Source organism: Pseudomonas idahonensis, from assembly GCF_037903935.1.
Taxonomy (GTDB): Bacteria; Pseudomonadota; Gammaproteobacteria; order Pseudomonadales; family Pseudomonadaceae; genus Aquipseudomonas; species Aquipseudomonas danubii.
Genome location: NZ_CP149586.1, coordinates 4,541,394 through 4,563,645, shown reverse-complemented (window position 1 = coordinate 4,563,645; position 22,252 = coordinate 4,541,394). Strand labels below are relative to the sequence as shown.

The window sequence follows — 22,252 nt, the reverse complement described above, 5'->3', positions numbered from 1 at the left end:
CCCTGGTCGGAGTGATAGCCGGTTGTTGCAGCCAACGTGCCAAGCGGCCTGACAACCGGGGGCTGCCCGGCAGGTATAGACGATGACAGGTATTCAGCCACAGGTAAGCGCCGGCACCGGCACGAAAGCGGTGCAGACGGCGTCATCTTGAGTCATGCCACGCGGGGTGCGGATCAGTCGAACATGACCTGGGTGGTCCGGCCCTGATGAAAGTCGAAGGCTTCGCGGATATCCCGTTCCACGGTGCGGCCCTGGGACAGGGGCGGCAACTGGTCGAGGGCGAAGAAGCCGGCCTCGGTGGCTTCACTGCCGGCCAAAGGGGCCTGGGTTCCCTGGCGTTCACAGATAAAGTACAGCTTGTAGAAGTCGCGGTGATCAGCCTTGTAGGGGCCCTTGGCCTTGTGCCGGACGCCGTACAAGGCGCGTACCGATACCTCAAGCCCGGCTTCTTCGTGGATTTCCTTGATCACGTTTTCGCTGGCCGACAGGCCGACATCGGCATAGCCACCGGGCATGGCCCAGAGGCCGTCGTGCTGTTCGCGCACTAGCAGAATCTTGCCGTCCTCGATCAGCGCGCCGCGCACTTCCACCATCGGCGTCGAATAGCGCTGGGCAAAGTCCGAGACCAGATCGGTGATGCGCTCCAGAGGCACGTTGCCCAGCTGCGCCAGCATGCCGTGGGCGATGTCGGCGATTTCCTGGTAGCGCTCGCGGTCGTGCACGTCCTTACAGAAGTGCAGGCCGGTGGAGGCGATGGCTTGCAAGCGTTTGGCGTGGGTCAGCCAATGGCTTTCCATGGGTGGGGTTCCTGCAACGTCAGAGAGAAGGCGCTTGTTTTAAGCCCTTGGCGAGCAGGGAGCAAGCACCACGCCGCGGCCGGCGGCGTGGTGCGCTTGGATTACCCAGTGAGGTGTTGCAGATGGCAACGCACTTGCTGCGTCGCATCGCCCAGCAGCTGTTGCGGCTGTTCGCAGCCCGGGCCGCGCCGGCTGCAGCGGTCGAAGAAGAAGCAGCCGGCGGGCAGCTTGCGGTTGCCCGGCAGTTCGGTGGGGGCCGAGACCTGGCTGTCCGCCAGGGGCGCACCCAGGCGTGGCACCGCATCCAGCAGCAGTTGGGTGTAGGGATGGCGCGGTCGCTCCAGCACTTGCTCGGCGCTGCCCAGTTCGACGATCTGCCCCAGGTACATCACCGCCACCCGGTCGGCCATGTGTCGCACCACCGAAACGTTGTGGGAGATCAGCACAAAGGTCAGGCCGCGGCTGCGTTGCAGGTCTGCCAGCAGGTTGAGGATCTGCGCCTGCACCGAGATGTCCAGGGCCGAGGTCGGTTCGTCGAGGACGATGATGTCCGGGTTCGACGCCAGGGCCCGGGCAATGGCGATGCGCTGGCGCTGGCCACCGGAAAACTGGTGCGGGTAGCGCTCCAGGTATTCGCCGCGAATGCCCACCTGCTGCGCCACCTTGGCGGCGATCTCGCGCATCTGTGCGGCCGGGGTGGTGCCCAGGGCGAACAGCGGCTCGGTGATGATCTTCCAGATCGGCAGGCGCGGGTCGAGGGACGATTGCGGGTCCTGGAACACGATCTGCACGTGGCTGTGGCGCTCGCGGTCGCTGGCGTAGGCCCAGCGCAGATCGCCGCTGCTGGGTTGGACCAGGCCCATGAGCAGTTGCGCCAGGGTGCTCTTGCCGCAGCCGGACTCGCCGACGATGCCCAGGGTTTCCCCGGGGCGCAGTTCCAGGTCGATGCCGTTCAGCGCGTGGGCGAAGGCCCGGGGCCGGCCCAGCCAGTCATTGCTCAGGGGGAAACGCACTTGCACGTCGTTGAGCCGCAGCAGCGGCGCGTTACCGGTTTGGGAGTGGGTGGCGGTCATTGGGCGGACTCCGGGGCGGCCAGCCAGCAGGCGCTCTTGCGCTGCTCGCCGGCGTTGATCGAATGCAGCGGTGGCCGTTGGGCACACACCGCCATGGCCTGCGGGCAGCGTTCGCGAAAGGTGCAGCCAGCGGGCAGGTGGGCGAGGTTCGGCACCTGCCCGGGAATGGTCAGCAGTGGCGCGCCGGGGGGCACCTGTTCCGGCAGGCCGCTGAGCAGGCCGCGGGTGTAGGGATGCTGCGGGTCGAGCATGACCTGGGCGGTGCTGCCTTGCTCCACCACGGCGCCGGTGTACATCACATAGACCCTGTCGCAGAACTGCGAGACCACCGCCATGTCGTGGGTGATCAAGAGGATCGCGGTGCCCCGTTGCCGGGCCTTCTCGCGCAGCAACAGCAGCACCTGGCGCTGCACCGTGACGTCCAGGGCGGTGGTCGGCTCGTCGGCAATCAGCAGTTGCGGATCGCAGGAAAATGCCAGGGCGATCATCACCCGCTGGCGCATGCCGCCGGACAGCTCGAAGGGGTAGGCCTGGAGCACCTGCTCGGGGTCGGCGATGTGCATGTCCCGCAGCAGGGCAATGGCCTTGGCCCGGGCCTCGTCCTGGCTCAGGCGCTGGTGATGGATGATCACGTCGAGCATCTGCCGGCCGATGCGCCGGGTCGGGTTGAGGGCGGTCATCGGCTCCTGGAAGATCATCGCCGCGTCGCGGCCACGGATCTGCAGCAGCTGCTTTTCCGGGGTGGTGAGCATGTCCCGGCCCAGTAGCGACAGGCTGCCGGAGGTGATGCGGTAGCTGCGCTCGGGCAGCAGGCGCAGGCTGAGCATGGCGGTCACCGACTTGCCCGAACCGGACTCGCCGACCACGCCGACGATTTCCCCCGGGTTGACGTGCAGCGACACGCCGTTGAGGGCCTGCACGTTGCTGCGGTAGGCGGGGAATTCCAGGCTCAGGTTGTCGATGTTGAGAACGGCGGATGAGCTCATGGTCATTTCCCCTGTTGCCGTGGGTCGAGCAGGTCACGGATGCCGTCACCCAGCAGGTTGAAACCGGTGGCGGTGAACAGGATCGCCAGCCCGGGAAAGGTCGAGTACCACCAGTTGTCGAGGATGAAGTTGCGTCCGGTGGCCACCATCGCCCCCCATTCGGCGGTGGGCTGTTGCGCCCCCAGGCCGATGAAGCCCAGGGCCGAGGCCATGAGGATGGCGCTGCCGATGTCCAGGCTCAGTTGCACCAGCAACGGCGGCATGGCGTTGCGCCCCACGTGCCAGCTGACGATGTGCCAGCGCCCGGCGCCGTAGGTCTGGGCCGCCTTGACGTAGCCCATCTGGCGGATGCTCAGGGCCTGGCCCCGGGCCAGGCGCACGTAGAACGGAATGCGCACCAGGGTGATCGCCAGCATGGCGTTGAACAGGCTCGGGCCCAGGGCGGCGGCCAGGGCCATGATCAGCACCAGGGACGGCACCGAGAGCATGATGTCCATCAGGCGCATGATCAGGCTGTCGAAGCGCCCGCCGATGATCCCCGACAGGCAGCCCAGCAGGCCCCCGGCCAGGCACGAAGCGAAGGCCACAAACAGGCCCACGCCCACCGACTGGCGGCTGCCGTGGAGCACCCGGCTGAACAGGTCGCGGCCGACTTCGTCGGTGCCGAACCAATGGGCGGCGCTGGGGGCGGCCAGGCGTTGGGCCAGGTTCAGGGCATTGGGATCATGGCTCGACAGCCAGGGGGCGAAGGCCATGCACAGCAGCACCAGCAGGGTCATGCACAGCCCGGCGATGGTCAGCGGGCTCTGCCGCACGCGGTAGCCCAGGTAGGCCAGGCGCGCGCGCCAGCCGCTGGCTTGGGCCGCCGGGACTGGCAGGGGAACGATCAAGGGAGCGGACATCTCAATTTACCTCGCCAATGCGCGGGTCGATTACCCGGTACAACAGGTCGATCGCCATGTTCAGCAGTACATAAATGAACGACACCAGGATGGCGAAGCCCATCACCGCCGGGAAATCCAGGGCCTGGATCGACTTCACCACGTAGGCGCCCATGCCCGGCCAGGCGAACACCGTTTCGGTCAGCACCGCGCCGTACAGCAGATCGCCCAGGGTCAGGCCGAGCACCGTCACCGAGGGGATCAGCGCGTTGGGCAGGGCGTGGCGCAGGATCACCGCCCAGCGCGACAGGCCGTAGGCCCGGGCGGTGCGGATGTAGTCCTCGCCGAGCTGGTCGAGCATCGCCGAGCGGATCTGCCGTGCCACCACCCCGAGGTTGACGAAGCCCAGGGTCACCGCCGGCAGGATCAGGTGCTGCAGGGCATTGAGGAACAGCGGAATATCCCCGGCCAGCAGCGAGTCGATCAGGTAGAAGCCGCTGATGGTTGGCGGCGGCTCCAGGCCTTCGTCCAGGCGCCCGCTGCCGGGCAGCCAGCCCAGGTTGCCGTAGAACAGCAGGATCAGCCCCAAGCCCAGCCAGAACGCCGGGGTGGATATCCCGGTGACCGCCAGGGTGCGGGCGATCTGGTCGATAAATCGGTTGTGATAGACCGCCGACAACACTCCCAGCGGCACGCCCACCAGCACCGACAGCAGCAGCGCCGCCAGGGCCAGTTCCAGGGTGGCCGGGAAGAAGGTCTGCAGGTCCTCCAGCACCGGGCGGCTGGTGCGGATCGAAGTGCCCAGGTCGCCGTGCAGCAGGTCGAGCATGTAGCGCCCATATTGCTGGTACAGCGGCAGGTCCAGGCCCAGTTGGTGGCGGATGTTCTGCACGATGGCATCGCTGGCCCGGTCGCCGGCGATCAGCCGCGCCGGGTCACCGGGAATCAGGTGCGAGATGGTGAAGGTAATCAGCGAAACCCCGATCACGACCAGCAACAGGCCGAGCAGGCGTTTGCGCAACATATTCAGGAAGGCCATGAGGCAACCTCGTTAACGCTTGACGAACGGCAGGGGCAATAACGGCCCCGCAGCGGGGACACGGCAACCCGGCGCCGGCCCGGTTCAGGGGCTGGCGACGGGGATCGCAGGGCCGGTCCTACTTGCTGATTTCGGCGATGTTGAACACCTGTTCCAGCATCGGATGGAACACGTAGCCCTTCACCGAATCGCGCATCGGCAGGCTGTAGTTCTTCTGGTACAGGTAGGCGTAGACGTTGTCCTTGAGGACGATTTTCTGCGCCTTCTGGTACAGCTCGATGCGCTGGGCGGTGTCGTTGGTGGCCGCCGCTTCACGGATCAGGCTGTCCACTTCCGGGTTGCTGTAGAACGAGCGGTTGCCCGGCAGGCCCTGCAGGCTGGAGTCGAACCAGAAGTTCATGAACATGTAGGGGTCGGCGAAGTCCGGGCTCCAGGAGCCGATGGCCACGTCGTAGTCACCCTTGCCGACCCGTTCACGCATGGTGGCGTTGGCCAGTTTTTCCATCTTCAGGTTGATGCCCAGCGGCGCCAGGCCCGCTTGCAGGGTCAGGCCGATGGACTCCCAGTTGGCGTCCTTGTCCGAGTACAGGTAGGTCAGGTTGCTGATCTTCTGCGGCACCTTGGCCAGGCTGGCCTTGGCGCCGTCCAGGTTCTGCTGCATCAGCGGCAGGCTCGGGTCGTGGGCCCACATGCCGTCGGGGATCGGCCCGTTCATCAGCTTGGCCTGGCCCTTGAGGATGCCGTCGACGATGCCTTTGTAGTCGATGGCCTGGACCAGTGCCTGGCGCGCTTCGACGTTGTCCAGGGGCGCACGCTGGTTGTTCAGGTAGAGGTAGTTGACCCGCAGCGAGGGGAAGGTCTGGATCACCACCCCGGACTTGCCGGCCAGGGTGCCGAGCTGGTCTTCGGGCATGTCCTCGATGATGTCCAGGTCGCCGCGCTCCAGTTGCAGGCGGCGCACCGAGGCTTCGCTGATGATCTTGATCACCACCTTGTTCAGGCTTGGCTTGGGGCCGGCGTAGTAGCTGTTGGGCTCCAGCGTCAGCGACTGGCCCTTCTGCCAGTTGCTCAGGCGGAAGGCCCCGGAGCCGGCGGTGTGGGTCGAGAGGTAGGCGTTGACGTCCTCGCCCTTGTTGGCCACGTCCGGGTTGATGATGCCGCCGCCGTTGTGGGCCAGGGTGTAGAGGAAGGGCGCGTAGGGCTTCTTCAGGGTGAAGCGCACGGTCAGCGGGTCGACCACGGCCACGCTCATGTCATCCGGGAAGGCTCCGGACGGGCCCTGCTTGAGCTGCATCAGCCGGTCAAAGGAGAACTTCACTGCCGCAGCGTCAACCGGCTTGCCGTCATCGAACTTGTTGCCGGGCTTGAGCTTGAAGTCCCAGGTCAGGTTGTCGGCGGAGGTGCTCCAGCTCTCGGCCAGGTCGCCCTGGACTTCGGTGCTGCCCTTGCCGTTCTCGACCTTGTAGGTCACCAGCTTCTGGTAGGCCGGGTAGGTCACGGCCCAGTCGTTATTGTCGATGGTCACGGCCGGGTCGAGGGTCTGCGGGTCGGCGGCCTTGCCGATCATCAGGGTGTCCTTGGGCGCGGCGGCGCTGGCCGCCTGCCAGGTGCCCAGGCTCAGGGCGGCGCACAGCAGCGACAGGGCGACACGGGTGGACAGACGCACATCAGGGTTATTGCGCAGATTGGGGGTCATGCCGGTTTCCTTGATCATTCGATGTTGGGAAGTTCGTCAGGTTTTTTATAAAAGCTATAACCGGGCAGTTGGAGCTGAAGCGGTGTTGCAGTACGACCGGCTTGGGGCAGTGAGCTGCCTGTTGTTGTGGCCGGCTGGGGAACGGGAGATCAATGTTCGAAGGGCTGGTCGTGCTCCTGGATCAGGGGGAAGTCTTCGGCGTTGGGCAACTCGTAGTGCCACCACTCGGTGGGGATCGCCTCGAAGCCGGCGCTGAGCATGATCCCCAGCAGCATCAGGCGATTGCGCTGCACCTGGGGCGGCAGGTCGCTGTAGAACTGGTGCGACTTGGGCTCCATGGCATCGAAGGCGGTGCCCATGTCCAGCGGTTGGCCGCTTTCATCCACCAGGGTCAGGTCCACGGCCACGCCGCGGGTGTGGTGCGAGCCCAGGCGCGGGTCGCGCACGTAGTCCGGGTTGGGCAGGGCCTGCCACAGCAGTTGCTGGGCGTAGGCCGGGCGATAGGCGTCGTAGATGCGCAGGCCCAGGCCGGCCATGCGCGCCAGCTGGCTGGCCTTGTACAGGCAGGCCGCGGCGTCCTTGTGCAGCAGGCAGCGGGCGTTGCGGTAGATCACCTGGCCGGCCAGGTTGTCGGCGCTGGCGTAGACCAGGTCGATTTCTAGCTGATGGCGCTGGGCGTCGATTTCGACAAGGGGGCTGTTGTTCACTCACTCACTCCATCTTGGGGCACGCTTGAAGGTCAGGATTCGAACTGGCCGAAGGCTTCCTGCAACGCTCGGTTCTTCGCCAGGCGCTCATCCAGGCGCTCGCCATAGCCCTCGGCCACCGCGGACACCATCAGGTTGAACAGGCAGGTCAACGGCGCCAGGGAATCCCAGAACTGGCCGACATCGGTTTTCAGTTGCAGCAGGTCCAGCGGGTAGTCCCGGGCCCAGGGGCATTGCAGGTCGGTGACCAGGGCCAGGGGCAGGGTGTTGGCGTTGGCTACTTCACAGAAGGTCTGGGTGACGGCGGAGTAGGCGCGAAAATCGGAAATGATCGCGTAGGGCTTGGCGAAGCCCGAGTTCAGGGTTTCCGCATAGATGCCCGACAGGCCATCGACGTAGTAGACCTTGGGCCGGATGTATTCCAGGTGGCTGTGGAAGGCGTTGAGGATGCCCCGGGTCGACTGGATGCCGATGATGAACACCGCGTCGGCCTCGACGATCTGCCGCACGATGTCGGCGAACACCTGGCTGCGGGCCAAGGCGTAGGCGTGCTGGATGGCCTCGATCTCGCGATGCATCGAGCGCTCCAGGGCGTCGTCCTGATGGGCTTCGCTGCGAAACGCGCCGAGCCGGTCGGTGATCAGCCAGGAGGCCGGGGCATCGCCGCGCAGGCCTTGCTTGACGTCATCCAGGTTGCGGTAGCCCAGGGAGCGCAGGAAGCGCCCCACGGAAATGCCGGTGGTGCCGGCTTGCTGGGCGATGCTGTCGGCGGTTTCGAAAGGCAACTGCTGGAGGTTGGCCAACAGGTAGGTGGCGATGCGCTTGCCGGTGGGCGTCAGGCTTGCAAACTGCTGTTCCAGGGTGATTTGGAAACTGTTCTTGTCCATGACCATCTCGCCAGGCGTTCGCGGAAAATGTTATTGAAGTTTCATTTTTGTAATTAGTGTTAGAAACATAACATCGGCTTTCGCGACAAAACAAGGCTTTTGTCCGACGGGGTCGTTTTCGGCAGAAAGTGACGCTGCTGGTTATCTTCAGTGGGCCGCAGGGGCTGCGTTCAACCAGTGCCCGAGGTCACGGATGGCTGTTTCCACACAGGTGCTGCGACCGCTCCAGGTGCAGGCCAGCATCAGGTTGCGCGGCAGGTTGAAATCTTCCACCGCAAAGCCCTGGGCATCGCGGCCCTGGGCGTCGTGGGGTACTTGCTGGCGCAGGGTCGCGGGGCCGCTGAAGTAGGCCCACACCGGCTTGCCCAGGGCGATGGCCGCGCCCACTTCGAAAGCGGTGCCGGAATCCGGCTCCAGGCCGCGAAAGTCGTTGAGGTTGGCCAGCAGGGCGTCGCAGTCGCGGATCATGGCCAGGTTCTGCTGGCAGATCCACTGCGCGGTGGCTTCTGGCGAGAGGTCCGGCGGGGCCTGGTTATCCAGGGGGAACAGACCGTGCAGGCCCTGGGCGCTGCACAGTTGCTTGAGGTAGTCGCCATGGGCCTGGGCGTCGGCGCGAAACACATCGAAACCGGCGAGGTAGATACGTGGGCTCATGGGGCAGCTTCCTTGCGACCTGTAGATGGCTCGGCTTACTCGCCGCGATAGATGCAGCCGCTGGTGCAGGTTTCGTGGATGCGAATCGCCGAAAGCTCCGGCAGCAGCGGCTTGAGTTCGTTCCAGATCCACTTGGCCAGGACTTCGCTGGTGGGGTTTTCCAGGCCGGGGATGTCGTTCAGGTAGTTGTGGTCCAGGCGCTCGTAGAGCGGCTTGAAGATGGCCTTGATTTCCGAGAAGTCGCGAATCCAGCCGGTGTGCGCGTCGACCTCGCCGCTGAGGTGGATCGCCACCTTGAACGAGTGGCCATGCAGGCGGCCGCACTTGTGGCCCTCGGGCACGAAAGGCAGGCGATGGGCGGATTCGAAGGTAAATTCTTTGAAGATTTCCACAGTGTCGGTCAGCTCTGTCAGGTGGCGTCGCCCGGGGGGGCGAGTTGAGGCAGGCGGCGAGTTTATCAGCTTGGCTCCCGGGCTGCGGAAAAACCCTGACTAAAGGGTCAGTGCGCGGCCAGGGACAGCCTCACAGGCTTTGCAGGCGCTCGCCCAGGCGGTTCTGCGCCGCCAGTTCGAGGAATTCATCGCCCAGGCGCCGGCTTTCGTCCATGGCGCTGCGCCAGTATTTTTGCCGGCCGGCGTCATCGCCCATGAAGCGCTTGAAGTCGTTGCGGTCCGGCAGCTTGCCGTAGGGCAGGCGCGCCAGGTATTCCTTCGACGGCGCCAGCAGCAGGACGTCGCGCAGGCGCTCCGGGCTGGCCCGGCGCCAGGGCAGGGTCTTGTCGAACCAGCCGGGGATCACCCGGTCGGTGAAGTGCGGGTAGAGCACGATGTCGCTGCCGCTGTAGGGCAGGTCCAGGTGGTAGTCCAGCAGGCCGCCGTCGCGGAAGGTGCCGGCCCCGGCGCCGGGCAGTTCGCGCACGCCCTGCATGACCATGGGGATCGAGCCCGAGGCCAGCAGCGCCTGGCGCAGGTTGCTGCGGTCCAGGGGCACGAAGCGCGAAGGGAAGTCTTCCAGGGCGTGCAGCGGCGGAGCCAGGCGCGGGTCATGCAGCACCAGGCGTTCGAAGTGCCGCGACAGGCGCGCACGGCCGCGCAGGTTGTCGGCGATCACCGAAGACAGGCCCAGGCCGAGGCGCCCGCGGTGATCGTCTGCCAGCAGGCCGTGGCTTTTGACCACCATGATGTTCAGTCGGTAGTGAGGGTTGTCGAGGATCGCCGCGTCGCGGCCATCGAGCAGCTCATCGAGCATGCGCTGGGAGCTGTGGCTGATCTGCGCCATGGTCACGCCCTTGGCGAAACTCTGGGCGTTGTACAGCTGACCGAGGCGGCGGATGCCTTCGGCGGCGTCCGGCAGGCAGGCACTGGCAAAGCGCCAGGAACCCACCGAGGCGCCAATCAGCGAACGCTCACGGGGCACCGCCGGCAGCCATTCACCGAACAGCGCCAGGTCCAGGCCCTGAATGCCCAGGGCCTTGGGGCCGCCGGCAGCGCCCGGCAAGGTGCCGACTTCGCCGGCGTGCAGGCCTTGGCGGCGGATGCGGGCCAGGGCGCGGGGGCCGGCCTTGAGGGTCAGGGCGGGAAACTTGATATGGATGGCGGTCATACCGGGCTCACTCTTGAATCAGCCGCCGAGTATAGAGAACCCGGGCGCTTCGGGCCGAGTGAAACTTGTGTCAGGGCCATGATGGCGATTCAGTTTCAATTAAGTTGCCTTGGGTATCGTCGGCGCCATCGGCCTTTGGCCACTGACCTTGGAGACCTGTCATGAAAACCCTGACCGCGCTGTTCAGCGCCAGCCTCATCGCTCTGACCACCAGCCTGGCCGCCAGCCTGGCCCATGCCCGCGACCTGGGCCCCGACGAAGCCCTGCGGCTGCGCGACGCTGGTACCATTGTGTCCTTTGAAAAACTCAATGCCACGGCCCTGTCCCGGCATCCTGGGGCGAGCATCAGTGAAACCGAGCTGGAAGAGGAGTACGGCAAGTACATCTACCAGGTTGAACTGCGTGACCCGCAAGGGCTGGAGTGGGACCTGGAGCTGGACGCCGTGACCGGCCAGGTACTCAAGGATCATCAGGACACTTAATGAACTCGACGATGCGCGCCGGCAGCCGGGTGGCCCTGGCGCTGTTGCTATTCTGCTCCCTGGCAGTGGCCCGTGACCTGGACCAGGACGAGGCCCTGCGCCTGCGCCAGCGGGGGGTGATCCTGCCCCTGGAGCAACTCCTGCAGCAAGCCATGGACCGCTATCCCGGCGCCAAGTTGCTGGAAGCCGAACTGGAAGAAAAACATGATGTGTACATTTATGAGGTTGAGCTGTTGACCCTGGACGGCGTGGTCCGCGAGCTGGACCTGGATGCCGCCACTGGGCGCCTGTTGAAAGATGAGGAAGACGACTGATGCGCCTGCTTGTTGTGGAAGATCACGTATCCCTGGCCGATGAACTGCTGGAGGGCCTGAAACTCCAGGGCTACGCGGTGGACTGGCTGGCCGACGGCCGCGATGCCCTGTACCAGGGTGCCAGTGAACCCTATGACCTGATCATTCTCGACCTTGGCCTGCCCGGGGTCCCGGGGCTTGAGGTGCTGCGTCAATGGCGCGCCGGTGGCCTGGCGACCCCGGTGCTGATCCTCACCGCCCGCGGCTCCTGGGCCGAGCGCATCGAGGGCCTGAAGGCTGGCGCCGACGATTACCTGAGCAAGCCTTTTCACCCCGAGGAGTTGCACCTGCGGGTGCAGGCGCTGTTGCGTCGCTCCCACGGCCAGGCCAATCAGCAGACCTTGCAGGCCGCCGGGCTGCACCTGGATGAAGGTCGCCAATGCGTGGTCCGTGATGGCCAGGACGTGTTGCTGACCGCCGCGGAATTTCGCCTGTTGCGCTATTTCATGCTGCACCCGCAGCAGATCCTGTCCAAAAGCCATCTGGCCGAGCACCTGTACGACGGTGAAACCGAACGCGACTCCAATGTCCTTGAAGTCCACGTCAATCACCTGCGGCGCAAGTTGGGGCGCAGCGTGATCGAAACCCGCCGCGGCCAGGGCTACCTGTTCGGCGGGAGTGATTCGTGAGGTCGATCCAGCGGCGCCTGAGTCTGGGCCTGATCACGGTGATGCTGGTGGTCGGCCTGGTATTGGCGCAGACCAGCCTCTGGCTGTTTGAGGTGGGCCTGCAGCGTTACCTGGAGGCGGGACTTCAGGAAGACAGTGAAAGCCTGCTGCTGGCGCTGGTCCGTGGTCCTCAAGGTTTGCAACTGGACGAGCGTCGTCTGTCGCCTGCCTATCAACGGCCCTTTTCCGGGCATTACTTCCGTATCGATTTCGCTGATGTGCATTGGCGTTCCCGTTCCCTGTGGGATCAGGAGCTGCCGCAGCTGCAGCGCGCCGGCCTGCAAAGCGACCTGCAACTGGGGCCGGAAGGCCAGCAACTGCTGGTGCTGCGCAGCGACTACAAGCGCCTCGGGCAATCGATCTCCATCAGCGTGGCCCAGGATTACACCCCGGTGCGCGAGAGCTTCCAGCGCATGCGTCAGGTCGGTCTTGGCCTGGGGCTGGCCGGGTTGCTGCTGATTCTGCTGCTGCAGCGGATTACCGTGCGCCGCGCCTTGCGTCCCCTGGAGACCGCACGGGAGCAGATCGCCCAGTTGCAGCAGGGCCAGCGCTCGCAGTTGGACGCCCAGGTGCCGGTTGAACTGGAGCCGCTGGTGGCGCAGATCAACCATTTGCTGGCCCACACCGAAGACAGCCTGAACCGCTCGCGCAACGCCCTGGGCAACCTTGGCCACGCCTTGAAAACCCCTCTGGCGGTACTCCTGAGTCTGGCTTCGGGGCCCAAGCTCGAGGGCCACCCCGAGGTACGCAGGGTGCTGCTGGAGCAATTGCAGCAAGTGCAGCAACGCCTCAATCGCGAACTCAACCGCGCGCGGCTGGCGGGGGATGCACTGCCCGGGGTGCTGTTCGAATGCGATGCCGAACTGCCGGGTTTGCTGGCGACCTTGAACATGATCCATGGCGAGCACCTGGACTTGAGTTACCAGGCGCCACCGGGGCTGCGCCTGCCTTGGGACCGGGAAGACCTGCTGGAGCTGCTGGGCAATCTGCTGGACAACGCCTGTAAATGGGCCGATGCCCAGGTGCGCCTGAGCGTCGAGGAGCGGCCGCAGGGCTTTTGCCTGCGGGTGGAGGACGACGGCCCGGGCATTCCCGAAGCGCGGCGTAACGAGGTGTTCAGTCGTGGCGCACGGCTGGATGAACAAACCGATGGCCACGGGCTGGGCCTGGGCATCGTGCGCGACATAGTCGACGCCTGCGGCGGCACGCTGAGCCTGGGGGACAGCGAGTGGGGCGGCTTGCGGGTGGAGGTCGAACTGCCCAAGCGCTGAACGCGCCGGGCGCTAGGTTCGGCGCCCGTGACGGCTGTCGATCAACCGTCGAACCTTGGCGCCCTCTGTAGCCGCTGCCGAGCAACAGCGAGGCTGCGACAAGGCCCGAAGGGCCTTCGGCGTCCTCAAGGGCGGTGCCCTCTTGGGGGCCATCGCAGCCTGCGGCAGCGGCTACACCAACCCGGTTCGACCCCGATCTATAACGGCGAGGCTGCGACAAGGCCCGAAGGGCCTTCGGCGTCCTCAAGGGCGGCGCCCTCTTGGGGGCTATCGCAGCCTGCGGCAGCGGCTACAGGTCAGACGCGGAACTGGTCCATCAGGCTCTGTTGCTGGTTGGCCAGGCTGTTGAGGGACTGGCTGACCCGCGCCGATTCATTGGCCTGTTCCGACAGCGATTCGGTGACGTCACGAATGGTCGCCACGTTGCTGTTGATCTCCTCGGCCACTGCGCTCTGCTGCTCGGCGGCGCTGGCGATCTGCAGGTTCATGTCGCTGATCACCGTCACCGCGTCGCCGATCTGTCGCAGGGCGGTCACGGCTTGACCCACTTGTTCAACGCTGCCCTGGGCCTGGCGGTGGCTGCTGTTCATGGAGCCCACCACGTCCCGGGTGCCGGTTTGCAGTTGCTCGATCACTTGGCGGGTTTCCTCCACCGATTCCTGGGTGCGTTGGGCCAGGTTGCGCACCTCGTCGGCGACCACGGCAAAACCGCGCCCGGCCTCTCCGGCGCGGGCCGCTTCGATGGCAGCGTTGAGGGCCAGCAGGTTGGTCTGCTCGGCAATCGAACGAATCACTTCCAGTACCGTGCCGATCTGTTCGCTGTTGGCGGCCAGACCTTCGACCTGGGTCATGGCGGCGCTCATGTCGGCGGCCAGTTGATCGATGCTGCGGGTGGTGCGGTCGATCACGGTCAGGCCCTGTTGCGTGGCCTGGTCGGCATCCCGCGCCGCCTGGGCCGCCTGGGCCGCACTGCGGGCCACGTCCTGGGCGGTGGCGCTCATCTCGTGGGAAGCAGTGGCCACTTGGTCCACCTGACGATACTGCTGTTCCATGCCGGCGCTGGTCTGGGTGGCGATGGCCGATGACTGGTCGGCGGTGCCGCGGGCGTCCTGCACCGAGCGTTTCACTTCGGCAATGATCGGTTGCAGCTTGTCGAGGAAACGGTTGAACCAACCGGCCAGTTGCCCCAGCTCGTCCTTGTTGTTGTACGCCAGGCGCCGGGTCAGGTCGCCTTCACCGCTGGCAATGTCTTCGAGCATGTGGGCCACGCCGAGAATCGGCCGGGTCACGCTGCGCGCCATCAGCCACACCAGCAGCAGGCCCACCACGGCAGCCAGCAGGCCCAGGCCCAGCTCCATCAGGGTGCCGCTGTTGTTGCTGGCGTCCAGTTCGCTTTTCAAGGCTTCGGCCGGACCCACCAGGACCTTTTCCGGCACATCCAGCAGCACGCCCCAGGGCTTGCCGCCAGGGATCGGGGTGAAGGGGGCGAGGACCTTGAGTTTCTCCTGGCTGTGCAGGCTGTGGGTCTGGGTGCTATCGGCCAGTTGGCGGATCAGTTCGGCGCCGTTGACGCTGTCGACACTGTCCAGGCGCTGGCTGAGCTTGCTGGCATCCGGGCTATAGCCGGCCAGCAGGCCTGCGGGGCTGAGGATACTGACGCTGGTCTGGCCGGCGTAGAGCTTCTGGCTGGCATCTCGGCTGATGGCCTGCAGGCTGTTGAGGTTGATGTCCACCGACAGCGAGGCGATGACTTTGCCGTTGACCAGCAGCGGGAAGACGATGCTGGTCATCAGCACCTTCTGGCCGTCGATGTCATAGAAGTAGGGCTCGATCACGCAGGGCTTGAGGGTGCTGCGCGGGCAGGTGAACCAGGCATTGGCCGGTTGGCCGCTGGGTCCGCTGCGGGTGTCGCTCATGTCGCTTTCCGGCAACGCCATGGAGGTCAGCTGGCCCGGGGTGGGCTGGGACCAGTACAGGGCGAAGCGGCCTTTTTCGTTGCTGCCCAATTCGCTCTGGCCGCTGAACAACTCGTCCTTGCCATCCAGGGCGTTGGCTTCGAACACCAGGGACAGGCCCAGCAGGTCGGGGTTGGCCTGCAGCGCCGACTTGACCTGGCGGGTCAGGTCTTCACGCAGGTCGAAGGCGTCGAGGAAGCGTTTCTCGGCCTGTTCCCGCAGGAACAGCACCTGGCGGGAAAAGCCGTGGCCGTATTGATAGGCGTCCATGAACTGTTGGCGAATGCCCAGTGCCTGGACTTCACCCTGGGCTTCGATCCGCGCCTGGGCTGCTTCGTTGAGCATCTCCATGCTCGACGCTTTCACCAGCTCGGAGCTGTGCTCCATGCGATACAGCGAAAGCCCCACCAACAGCGACACGATGCCCAACAGGCAGAGTCCGGCCAGCAGGGTGATCTTCCATTGGATGGAAAGTTGTCTGAGCGACATGGAGGCGTCCTTTATTCGATAAATATCTGAGACTTTGCACTGTAACGGCCGACGAACGGCGTTCTTTAAACGCTTGTTCGAAATAAGCCGTGAGGCTCTGGGGCTGCTGTGCAGCCCGACGGGAACGAGCGTCCTCGCCACGGGCACGGGGTGGGTCTTGGGGGCTTTGCGGGCAAGCTTGCTCCTACGGGCGGCGGGGTGCGGGTTTTGACAAGCTGGTTGCGCTGCTGCAAAGTGCGCGCCCTCTAATAAGAACCTCTTTCATCTCGATGTCGGCAGCCCGCTGCCTTCCGGTCGGTCACAGGCTTTTGCGCCTTTTTTAGCGGCGCAGTAATGAGGTAACGATGATTAACGCAGTAATTGCCGCGGTTGGCGTGATGCTGGTGCTCAGCCTGTCCCGCGTGCATGTAGTGATCGCCCTGATCATTGGTGCCCTGGTGGGCGGTTTGACGGGTGGCCTGGGGATCGAGGCTACCCTCAAGGCGTTCAACAGTGGTCTGGGTGGCGGTGCCACCGTGGCCCTGTCCTACGCCTTGCTCGGCGCCTTCGCCGTGGCCATCGCCAAGTCCGGCCTGGCCCATGCCCTGGCGGACAAGATCCTGATATTGGTGGATCGCCAGGACGCCCACGGCGGCGGCCAGGTCAAATGGCTGCTGATCGGCCTGTTGTGGGTGGTGGCGATTGCTTCGCAGAACATTCTGCCGATCCACATTGCCTTCATCCCACTGCTGGTGCCGCCGCTGCTCTATGTACTGACCAAGTTGCAACTGGACCGGCGGTTGATCGCCTGCGTCATCACCTTCGGCCTGATCACCCCCTACATGTTCCTGCCGGTGGGCTTCGGCAACATCTTCCTCAATGAGATCCTCCTGGCCAACGTGGCCCGCAGCGGGGTGGATATCAGCCAGGTCAACGTCACCCACGCCATGGGCATTCCCGCCCTGGGCATGCTCTGCGGCTTGCTGCTGGCCTTTGTCAGCTACCGCAAGAAGCGCGTGTATAACCTGGATCGGATCGAGAAAGTCGAGCAGGTGGCGGTGCAGTACAACCCGCGGACCCTGCTGGTGGCGGGGGCGGCTATCGTCGCTGCGTTCGTGATCCAGTTGCTGCTGGACTCGATGATTATCGGGGCTTTGTGCGGCTTCCTGATTTTCTCGGTGTCGGGCATCGTGCGCTGGCGCGAGACTGACGACCTGTTCACCGAAGGCATGAAGATGATGGCCATGATCGGTTTCATCATGATCGCCGCCTCCGGGTTCGCCGAAGTGATGAAGGCCACCGGCGAGGTCAATTCCCTGGTGCAAGCCTCGGCGGCGTGGATCGGCCACAGCAAGGGCGTGGGTGCCTTGCTGATGTTGCTGGTGGGGCTGTTGGTGACCATGGGCATCGGTTCGTCGTTTTCCACGGTGCCGATCCTGGCGGCGATCTTCGTGCCCTTGTGCGTGCAGCTGGGTTTCAGCCCGTTGGCGATTGTCTGCATCGTGGGCACCGCCGGGGCGCTGGGTGACGCAGGCTCGCCGGCCTCGGATTCGACCCTGGGCCCGACCTCGGGGCTGAACATCGACGGCCAGCACCATCACATCTGGGACACCGTGGTCCCGACCTTCCTGCATTACAACCTGCCGCTGCTGGCCTTTGGCTGGGTCGCGGCCATGGTCCTCTGATTATCTCGCTCTCCTAGAAGCCGGGGGTTGTTGTAGGAGATGGCTTGCCAGCGAAGGCGTCGACAAGGTCGGTGCAAGGCTCAAGGGCCTCTTCGCCGGCAAGCCGGCTCCTACGGGTTCGGGCTCAACTTTTGTTTTGGTGTGCCGTTAACGCGGTTATCACGCCAATAAAAAACCAAGAGTGAGCCCACTATGCGCTTGAGCCTGAAGGCCAAAGTCCTGTCCCTGGCGGTACTCCCGGTACTGCTGTTCGCGCTGGTGATCAGCCTGAGCACGGTGTTCATGTTGCGCCAGCAGGCCCAGAAAGAGGTTGAGGAAACCCGTAGTCGTCTGCTGGGCGAGGCCAAGACCACGCTGCAGAGCTATGTCGAAGTCGCCCTGAATACGGTCAAACCCCTGTATGACGCGGCGGCGCCCGGGGATCAGGCGGCGCGGGCCGAGGTGGTCAAGCTGCTGTCCAACATCACTTACGGCAAGGACGGCTACTTCTTCGGCTACGACTCCGAAACCGTGCGCCTGTTCAAGGGCAACAGCCCGGACGGCGTGGGCAAGAGCTTCAAGGACAATCGCGACCCCAACGGCGTTTACGTCAACCGCGAACTGGTGCGTGTGGGCAAGGACGGCAGCCATTACGTGCAATACAGCTCGACCCAGCCGGGCAGCGATGTGCTGGTGCCCAAGCTGGGTTACACCGAGTACCTGCCCAAGTGGGACATGGTGCTGGGCACCTCGGTCAATCTCGACGGCATCGACGCCCAGGTGGCGGCGGTCCAGGACAGCGTCAACCAACGCATGGAAGGCATGGTCCTGAGCATCCTCGGGATCGCTGCGGTGGTGCTGCTGGTGATTGCGGCCCTGGGCATGCTGGTGGCCAACACCATGCTGCGGCCGCTGAACCTGATGAAGGCCAACCTGGATGACATCGCCGCCGGCGAAGGCGACCTGACCCGGCGTCTGGCGATCACCAGCCAGGACGAACTGGGGGAACTGGCCGGTTCGTTCAACCGTTTTGTCGACAAGATCCACGGTCTGGTGCGCCAGATCACCGAGATGACCGGGCAGCTCACCGAGCTGGTGACCCAGGTTTCGGATCAGGCCCAGCGTTCGGAACAGGCCATGGAGCGTCAGCGTCACGAGACCGATCAGGTGGCCACGGCGATCAATGAAATGTCTTCGGCTGCCCAGGAAGTGGCGCGCAGTGCCCAGGGGGCGGCGGTGGCGGCGCAACAGACCGATGAGGAAGGCCAGGCGGCCAAGCGCGTGGTGGATGGCAGCATCCAGCAGATCCATGCCCTGGTCAGCGATATTCGCAACAGCGGCACCTCTCTGGACAGCTTGCAGCAGGACGTGGCGTCGATCGTCAGCGTGTTGGATGTGATCCGCTCCATCGCCGAGCAGACCAACCTGCTGGCCTTGAACGCCGCGATCGAAGCGGCCCGGGCCGGGGAGGCCGGGCGCGGTTTTGCCGTGGTCGCCGACGAAGTGCGGGCCCTGGCCAGCCGTACCCAGCAAAGCACCCAGGAAATCCAGGGCATGATCGATCGCCTGCAGCAGGGCACCCGGGTGGCGGTGGACGCCATGCGCCGCTCCAGCGACGCCGGCGATGGCACCTCGGTGAAAGCCAACGAAGCCGGGGCTTCGCTGGACACCATGGCCCAGCTGATTGGCACCATCAATTCGATGAACGCGCAGATTGCCAGTGCCGCCGAAGAGCAGACCGCAGTGGCCGAGGAGATCAACCGCAGCGTGCATCAGATCGCTGTGGCGGTGGATAGCGTGGCCGATGAAACCCAGCGTGGCGCCCAGACGTCCCGCAGTCTGGCGGACCTGGGGCAGCGCCTGGGTCGGTTGGTGGGGCAGTTCCGGATCTGATGTTGTGCTCAGCCAGCCGCCTGGGGCGGCTGGCAAGAGCGCTGCCCCTCAGGCGCTGATGTCGCGCATCAACAGACCAAAGCGCAGGTCCACCTGATCGGGGATCGGCAGGTACACGGTGTGGCCATCCCCCGGGGCGACTTCGATGGTTTCGCCCTTGGCGTTCTGCAGTTCGTGCAGATCGAAATGGAAGTTGCCCTTGGGGGTCATCAGTTCCATGTGATCGCCCAGGGCGAAACGGTTCTTCACCTTCACTTCTGCCAGACGGTCACGGCGTTCGCCGGTGAGTTCGCCGACGAACTGCTGGCGTTCCGACACCGAGCTGCCGTTCTGGTAGTTCTGGTACTCGTCATGTACATGGCGCCGCAGGAAGCCTTCGGTGTAGCCGCGCTGGGCCAGGGACTCCAGATCGTTCATCAGGCTGCGGTCGAACTCGCGCCCGGCCGCCGCGTCGTCGATGGCCCGGCGGTACACCTGGGTGGTGCGCGCGCAGTAGAAGTGGGATTTGGTCCGGCCCTCGATCTTCAGCGAGTGCACGCCCATGCGGGTCAGGCGCTCCACGTGCTGCACCGCCCGCAGGTCCTTGGCATTCATGATGTAGGTGCCGTGCTCGTCCTCGAAGGCCGGCATCAGCTCGTCCGGGCGATTGGCTTCCTGGAGCAGGAACACCTGGTCGGTGGGCGCCCCCAGGCCCAGGGTCGGCTCTGGCTGGAAGGTCTGGACGATGTCCCCGAGGTTGTTCTCGGTGGCTGCTTCGGCCTTGTATTTCCAGCGGCAGGCGTTGGTGCAGGTGCCCTGGTTGGCGTCGCGCTTGTTCATGTAGCCCGAGAGCAGGCAGCGTCCGGAATAGGCCATGCACAGGGCGCCGTGGACGAAGACTTCCAGCTCCATGGCCGGCACTTTCTGGCGGATTTCTTCGATTTCTTCCAGGGACAGTTCCCGGGACAGGATGATCCGGGTCAGCCCTTGCAGTTGCCAGAATTCGACGCTGGCCCAGTTCACCGTGTTGGCCTGCACCGAGAGGTGGATCGGCATGGCCGGGAAGTGCCGGCGCACCAGCATGATCAGCCCCGGGTCGGACATGATCAGCGCATCCGGGGCCATCTCGATGACAGGCTCCAGGTCCTTGAGAAAGGTCTTGAGCTTGGCGTTGTGCGGGGCGATGTTGACCACCACGTAGAAACGCTTGCCCTGGGCCTGGGCCTCGCGGATACCGAGGGCCAGGTTGGCGTGGTCGAATTCGTTGTTGCGCACCCGCAGGCTGTAGCGCGGTTGGCCGGCGTACACCGCATCGGCGCCGTAGGCGAAGGCGTAGCGCATGTTTTTCAGGGTGCCGGCGGGGGCCAGGAGTTCGGGCTTGGCGAGGAGCGTCATGGGGCTGTCGGTCGCAAAAGGTCGCGAGGGTAAGCCAGTGCTGGCGGGCATTCATTGATCTGGATCTATGTCTGATGCAGAAAAAAACGCACTCGGCATCACGGCTGCGGACTAACCTCAGGACGCCGTGATGGGGCGTTGACTGATCTGGATCGGACATGAATCAAAACAACCTGCAAAACAAAAGCCTGCTGCTGTTACTGGTCCTGGTGACGGTGGCGTTCATCTGGATTTTGCTGCCGTTCTACGGAGCACTGTTCTGGGCGGTGATCCTGGGCATCGTCTTTGCTCCCTTGCAGCGCCGCCTGCAATTGAAGTTCGGCTGGCCGCGCAATCTCACGGCCTTATGCACCCTGCTGATCTGCCTGGTGATCGCCATCTTGCCGGTGATCATCACCAGTGTGTTGCTGGTCCAGGAAGGGGCCGAGCTGTACAAGAAGATCGAAAGCGGTCAGTTGGACATCGCCGGCTACCTGGCCCAGTTCAAGCACAGCCTGCCACCCTACTTCCAGCACTTGCTGGATCGCTTGGGCCTTGGCGAGCTCAAGGGCTTGCAGGAGAAAACGGTCAAGAGCGCGATGCAGGGCAGTCAGTATCTGGCGACCCAGGCGTTCAGCTTCGGTCAGGGCACCTTCGAGTTCGTGGTGAGCTTCTTCATCATGCTCTACCTGCTGTTCTTCTTTTTGCGTGATGGCGCCGAACTGGCGCGCAAGATCCGCACCGCCGTGCCCCTGGCCGAGTACCAGAAACGCCGGCTGCAACTGAAGTTCAATCGGGTGGTAAGGGCTACGGTCAAGGGCAATGTGCTGGTGGCGGTGACCCAGGGCGCCCTGGGGGGAATGATCTTCTGGTTCCTGGATATTCCCAGTGCCCTGTTGTGGGCGGTGCTGATGGCGTTTCTGTCGTTGCTGCCGGCGGTGGGGGCGGGGATTGTCTGGGGGCCGGTGGCGGCGTACTTCCTGATCAGCGGAGCGATCTGGCAAGGGGTAGTGCTGGGGGTGTTCGGGGTGTTTGTGATCGGCCTGGTGGACAACCTGCTGCGACCCATCCTGGTGGGCAAGGACACCAAGATGCCGGACTACCTGATCCTGATCTCGACCCTGGGCGGGCTGGCGATCTTCGGCCTCAACGGCTTTGTCATCGGGCCCTTGATCGCCGCGCTGTTCATGTCCAGTTGGGCGCTGTTCGTTGAAACCCGGCCTCGGGTGCAGTTGCCCTAGCAGTGGACCCTGTGCAGATCGAGTTGCCTGGACAGGGCCTGGGCGGCGGGCAGGGAGGTCAGCGGGCCGCTGACGGCTTCGCCGTCGCGTACCAGGTACCAGCAGGCCAGCAAGCCCAGTTCCCTGAGCGACGCGGGGACGGCACTGCCGATGACGGACATGATCTGGACCTTGGGCATGACAACCTCCTCGATGGGCGAGGAGTTACCTTACAAAGCCTCAAGTGCTACGAAAAATCACCCAGTCTGATAGTGGACATTGATGCCGGTGCTAGCGGTTGCGGTGGTTCAGTCCACCACCTGATCGAGCATGTGCAGCACCTCCTGCTCATTGAGCAGGCCCTTGCGCACCAGATTCTGGGCCAGCAGCGAGAGAAACTTGGCGCAGCGATGGCCTTCCAGATGCTTGAGTTCGGTCAGGGCGTCGTACACCCGGCTGGAGGTGCAGAGGCCTTCGACGCGGTGGGGGTTTTGCGTGGGCATGGGGTCGTCCTTGTTGTTATGGGCCTGTGGCGAGCGGACTGGGTCGATCTTGCAGTCCTTGAATGACACAAACATGACAGTCCCGCGTTGCTCAGGGCCG

Annotated in this window: 22 protein-coding genes and 2 pseudogenes; 8 read left to right on the top strand and 16 right to left on the bottom strand. The window is 64.6% G+C overall.

Annotated features, from left to right (window positions below; translation table 11 throughout):
• Positions 1-173: 173 nt before the first annotated feature.
• From WIN67_RS20575 to WIN67_RS20525, 11 genes are all read right to left on the bottom strand, one after another.
• Positions 174-797: an NUDIX hydrolase gene (locus WIN67_RS20575; protein ID WP_339069964.1), complete on the bottom strand. Its 624-nt coding sequence runs from the start codon at positions 795-797 to the stop codon at positions 174-176.
• A 101-nt stretch (positions 798-898) separates the two neighbouring features.
• Positions 899-1,870, bottom strand: a complete 972-nt coding sequence (locus WIN67_RS20570) for an oligopeptide/dipeptide ABC transporter ATP-binding protein (protein ID WP_170004517.1) — start codon at positions 1,868-1,870, stop codon at positions 899-901.
• Complete coding sequence (locus WIN67_RS20565) at positions 1,867-2,862, bottom strand: ABC transporter ATP-binding protein (protein WP_110651309.1); 996 nt, start codon at positions 2,860-2,862, stop codon at positions 1,867-1,869. Before WIN67_RS20565 ends, WIN67_RS20570 begins: the two co-directional genes overlap by 4 nt.
• A complete protein-coding gene (ddpC, locus tag WIN67_RS20560; protein WP_102881856.1) occupies positions 2,859-3,758 on the bottom strand; it encodes a D,D-dipeptide ABC transporter permease in 900 nt (299 codons plus the stop codon). The genes WIN67_RS20565 and ddpC overlap by 4 nt, the downstream gene beginning before the upstream one ends.
• Position 3,759: 1 nt before the next feature.
• Positions 3,760-4,776, bottom strand: a complete 1,017-nt coding sequence (locus WIN67_RS20555) for an ABC transporter permease (RefSeq protein WP_102881855.1) — start codon at positions 4,774-4,776, stop codon at positions 3,760-3,762.
• Between the two features lie 118 nt (positions 4,777-4,894).
• Positions 4,895-6,472, bottom strand: a complete 1,578-nt coding sequence (locus WIN67_RS20550; RefSeq protein WP_102881854.1) for an ABC transporter substrate-binding protein — start codon at positions 6,470-6,472, stop codon at positions 4,895-4,897.
• A gap of 149 nt (positions 6,473-6,621) precedes the next feature.
• A complete protein-coding gene (ddpX, locus tag WIN67_RS20545; RefSeq protein WP_102881853.1) occupies positions 6,622-7,179 on the bottom strand; it encodes a D-alanyl-D-alanine dipeptidase in 558 nt (185 codons plus the stop codon).
• Positions 7,180-7,211: 32 nt separating this feature from the next.
• Positions 7,212-8,072 (bottom strand): MurR/RpiR family transcriptional regulator, encoded by an 861-nt coding sequence (locus WIN67_RS20540; RefSeq protein ID WP_339069963.1) that lies wholly within the window; start codon positions 8,070-8,072, stop codon positions 7,212-7,214.
• Positions 8,073-8,213: 141 nt separating this feature from the next.
• The gene (locus WIN67_RS20535) at positions 8,214-8,720 is read right to left on the bottom strand and encodes a nucleoside 2-deoxyribosyltransferase (protein WP_339069962.1); all 507 of its coding nucleotides are present in this window, start codon (positions 8,718-8,720) and stop codon (positions 8,214-8,216) included.
• A 35-nt stretch (positions 8,721-8,755) separates the two neighbouring features.
• Positions 8,756-9,112, bottom strand: coding sequence for a 6-carboxytetrahydropterin synthase QueD (queD, locus tag WIN67_RS20530; protein WP_011062303.1), 357 nt, complete (start codon positions 9,110-9,112; stop codon positions 8,756-8,758).
• Between the two features lie 130 nt (positions 9,113-9,242).
• On the bottom strand, positions 9,243-10,322 hold the full coding sequence (locus WIN67_RS20525) for a patatin-like phospholipase family protein (RefSeq protein ID WP_339069961.1): 1,080 nt from the start codon (positions 10,320-10,322) through the stop codon (positions 9,243-9,245).
• 161 nt (positions 10,323-10,483) lie between these two features.
• Between WIN67_RS20525 and WIN67_RS20520 the strand changes: the two genes are divergently transcribed.
• The 4 genes from WIN67_RS20520 to WIN67_RS20505 are packed head-to-tail and all read left to right on the top strand — an operon-like array spanning position 10,484 to position 13,096.
• A complete protein-coding gene (locus WIN67_RS20520; protein ID WP_102864628.1) occupies positions 10,484-10,804 on the top strand; it encodes a PepSY domain-containing protein in 321 nt (106 codons plus the stop codon).
• Positions 10,804-11,118, top strand: a complete 315-nt coding sequence (locus tag WIN67_RS20515) for a PepSY domain-containing protein (RefSeq protein WP_102864629.1) — start codon at positions 10,804-10,806, stop codon at positions 11,116-11,118. The genes WIN67_RS20520 and WIN67_RS20515 overlap by 1 nt, the downstream gene beginning before the upstream one ends.
• The gene (locus tag WIN67_RS20510; protein WP_102864630.1) at positions 11,118-11,786 is read left to right on the top strand and encodes a response regulator transcription factor; all 669 of its coding nucleotides are present in this window, start codon (positions 11,118-11,120) and stop codon (positions 11,784-11,786) included. Before WIN67_RS20515 ends, WIN67_RS20510 begins: the two co-directional genes overlap by 1 nt.
• The gene (locus WIN67_RS20505) at positions 11,783-13,096 is read left to right on the top strand and encodes a sensor histidine kinase (protein ID WP_110596166.1); all 1,314 of its coding nucleotides are present in this window, start codon (positions 11,783-11,785) and stop codon (positions 13,094-13,096) included. Before WIN67_RS20510 ends, WIN67_RS20505 begins: the two co-directional genes overlap by 4 nt.
• A 296-nt stretch (positions 13,097-13,392) precedes the next feature.
• Here WIN67_RS20505 and WIN67_RS31170 read toward each other — a convergent pair whose 3' ends face one another.
• Together WIN67_RS31170 and WIN67_RS31165 are read right to left on the bottom strand one after the other, a co-directional pair.
• The gene (locus WIN67_RS31170) at positions 13,393-14,148 is read right to left on the bottom strand and encodes a methyl-accepting chemotaxis protein (RefSeq protein WP_372342512.1); all 756 of its coding nucleotides are present in this window, start codon (positions 14,146-14,148) and stop codon (positions 13,393-13,395) included.
• A gap of 102 nt (positions 14,149-14,250) precedes the next feature.
• Positions 14,251-14,397 (bottom strand): annotated as a pseudogene (locus WIN67_RS31165) (HAMP domain-containing protein); the annotation flags it as partial.
• 1,490 nt (positions 14,398-15,887) lie between these two features.
• Here WIN67_RS31165 and WIN67_RS20495 point away from each other — a divergent pair.
• From WIN67_RS20495 to WIN67_RS31155, 3 genes and pseudogenes are all read left to right on the top strand, one after another.
• On the top strand, positions 15,888-17,204 hold the full coding sequence (locus tag WIN67_RS20495; protein WP_170003402.1) for a Na+/H+ antiporter family protein: 1,317 nt from the start codon (positions 15,888-15,890) through the stop codon (positions 17,202-17,204).
• Between the two features lie 192 nt (positions 17,205-17,396).
• Positions 17,397-18,170 (top strand): annotated as a pseudogene (locus WIN67_RS31160) (cache domain-containing protein); the annotation flags it as partial.
• 84 nt (positions 18,171-18,254) lie between these two features.
• Complete coding sequence (locus WIN67_RS31155) at positions 18,255-19,076, top strand: methyl-accepting chemotaxis protein (protein ID WP_372342511.1); 822 nt, start codon at positions 18,255-18,257, stop codon at positions 19,074-19,076.
• Between the two features lie 48 nt (positions 19,077-19,124).
• Here the strand turns inward: WIN67_RS31155 and yegQ are convergent, their stop codons facing one another.
• Positions 19,125-20,450 (bottom strand): tRNA 5-hydroxyuridine modification protein YegQ, encoded by a 1,326-nt coding sequence (yegQ, locus tag WIN67_RS20485; RefSeq protein WP_102881845.1) that lies wholly within the window; start codon positions 20,448-20,450, stop codon positions 19,125-19,127.
• A 158-nt stretch (positions 20,451-20,608) separates the two neighbouring features.
• Here yegQ and WIN67_RS20480 point away from each other — a divergent pair, with 158 nt between their 5' ends.
• On the top strand, positions 20,609-21,670 hold the full coding sequence (locus WIN67_RS20480) for an AI-2E family transporter (RefSeq protein ID WP_102881844.1): 1,062 nt from the start codon (positions 20,609-20,611) through the stop codon (positions 21,668-21,670).
• Here WIN67_RS20480 and WIN67_RS20475 read toward each other — a convergent pair.
• Together WIN67_RS20475 and WIN67_RS20470 are read right to left on the bottom strand one after the other, a co-directional pair.
• A complete protein-coding gene (locus WIN67_RS20475) occupies positions 21,667-21,849 on the bottom strand; it encodes a hypothetical protein (protein ID WP_110652864.1) in 183 nt (60 codons plus the stop codon). The two genes, WIN67_RS20480 and WIN67_RS20475, sit on opposite strands and share 4 nt — an antisense overlap.
• Before the next feature lie 108 nt (positions 21,850-21,957).
• Complete coding sequence (locus tag WIN67_RS20470) at positions 21,958-22,152, bottom strand: hypothetical protein (protein ID WP_102864963.1); 195 nt, start codon at positions 22,150-22,152, stop codon at positions 21,958-21,960.
• Positions 22,153-22,252 lie beyond the last annotated feature (100 nt).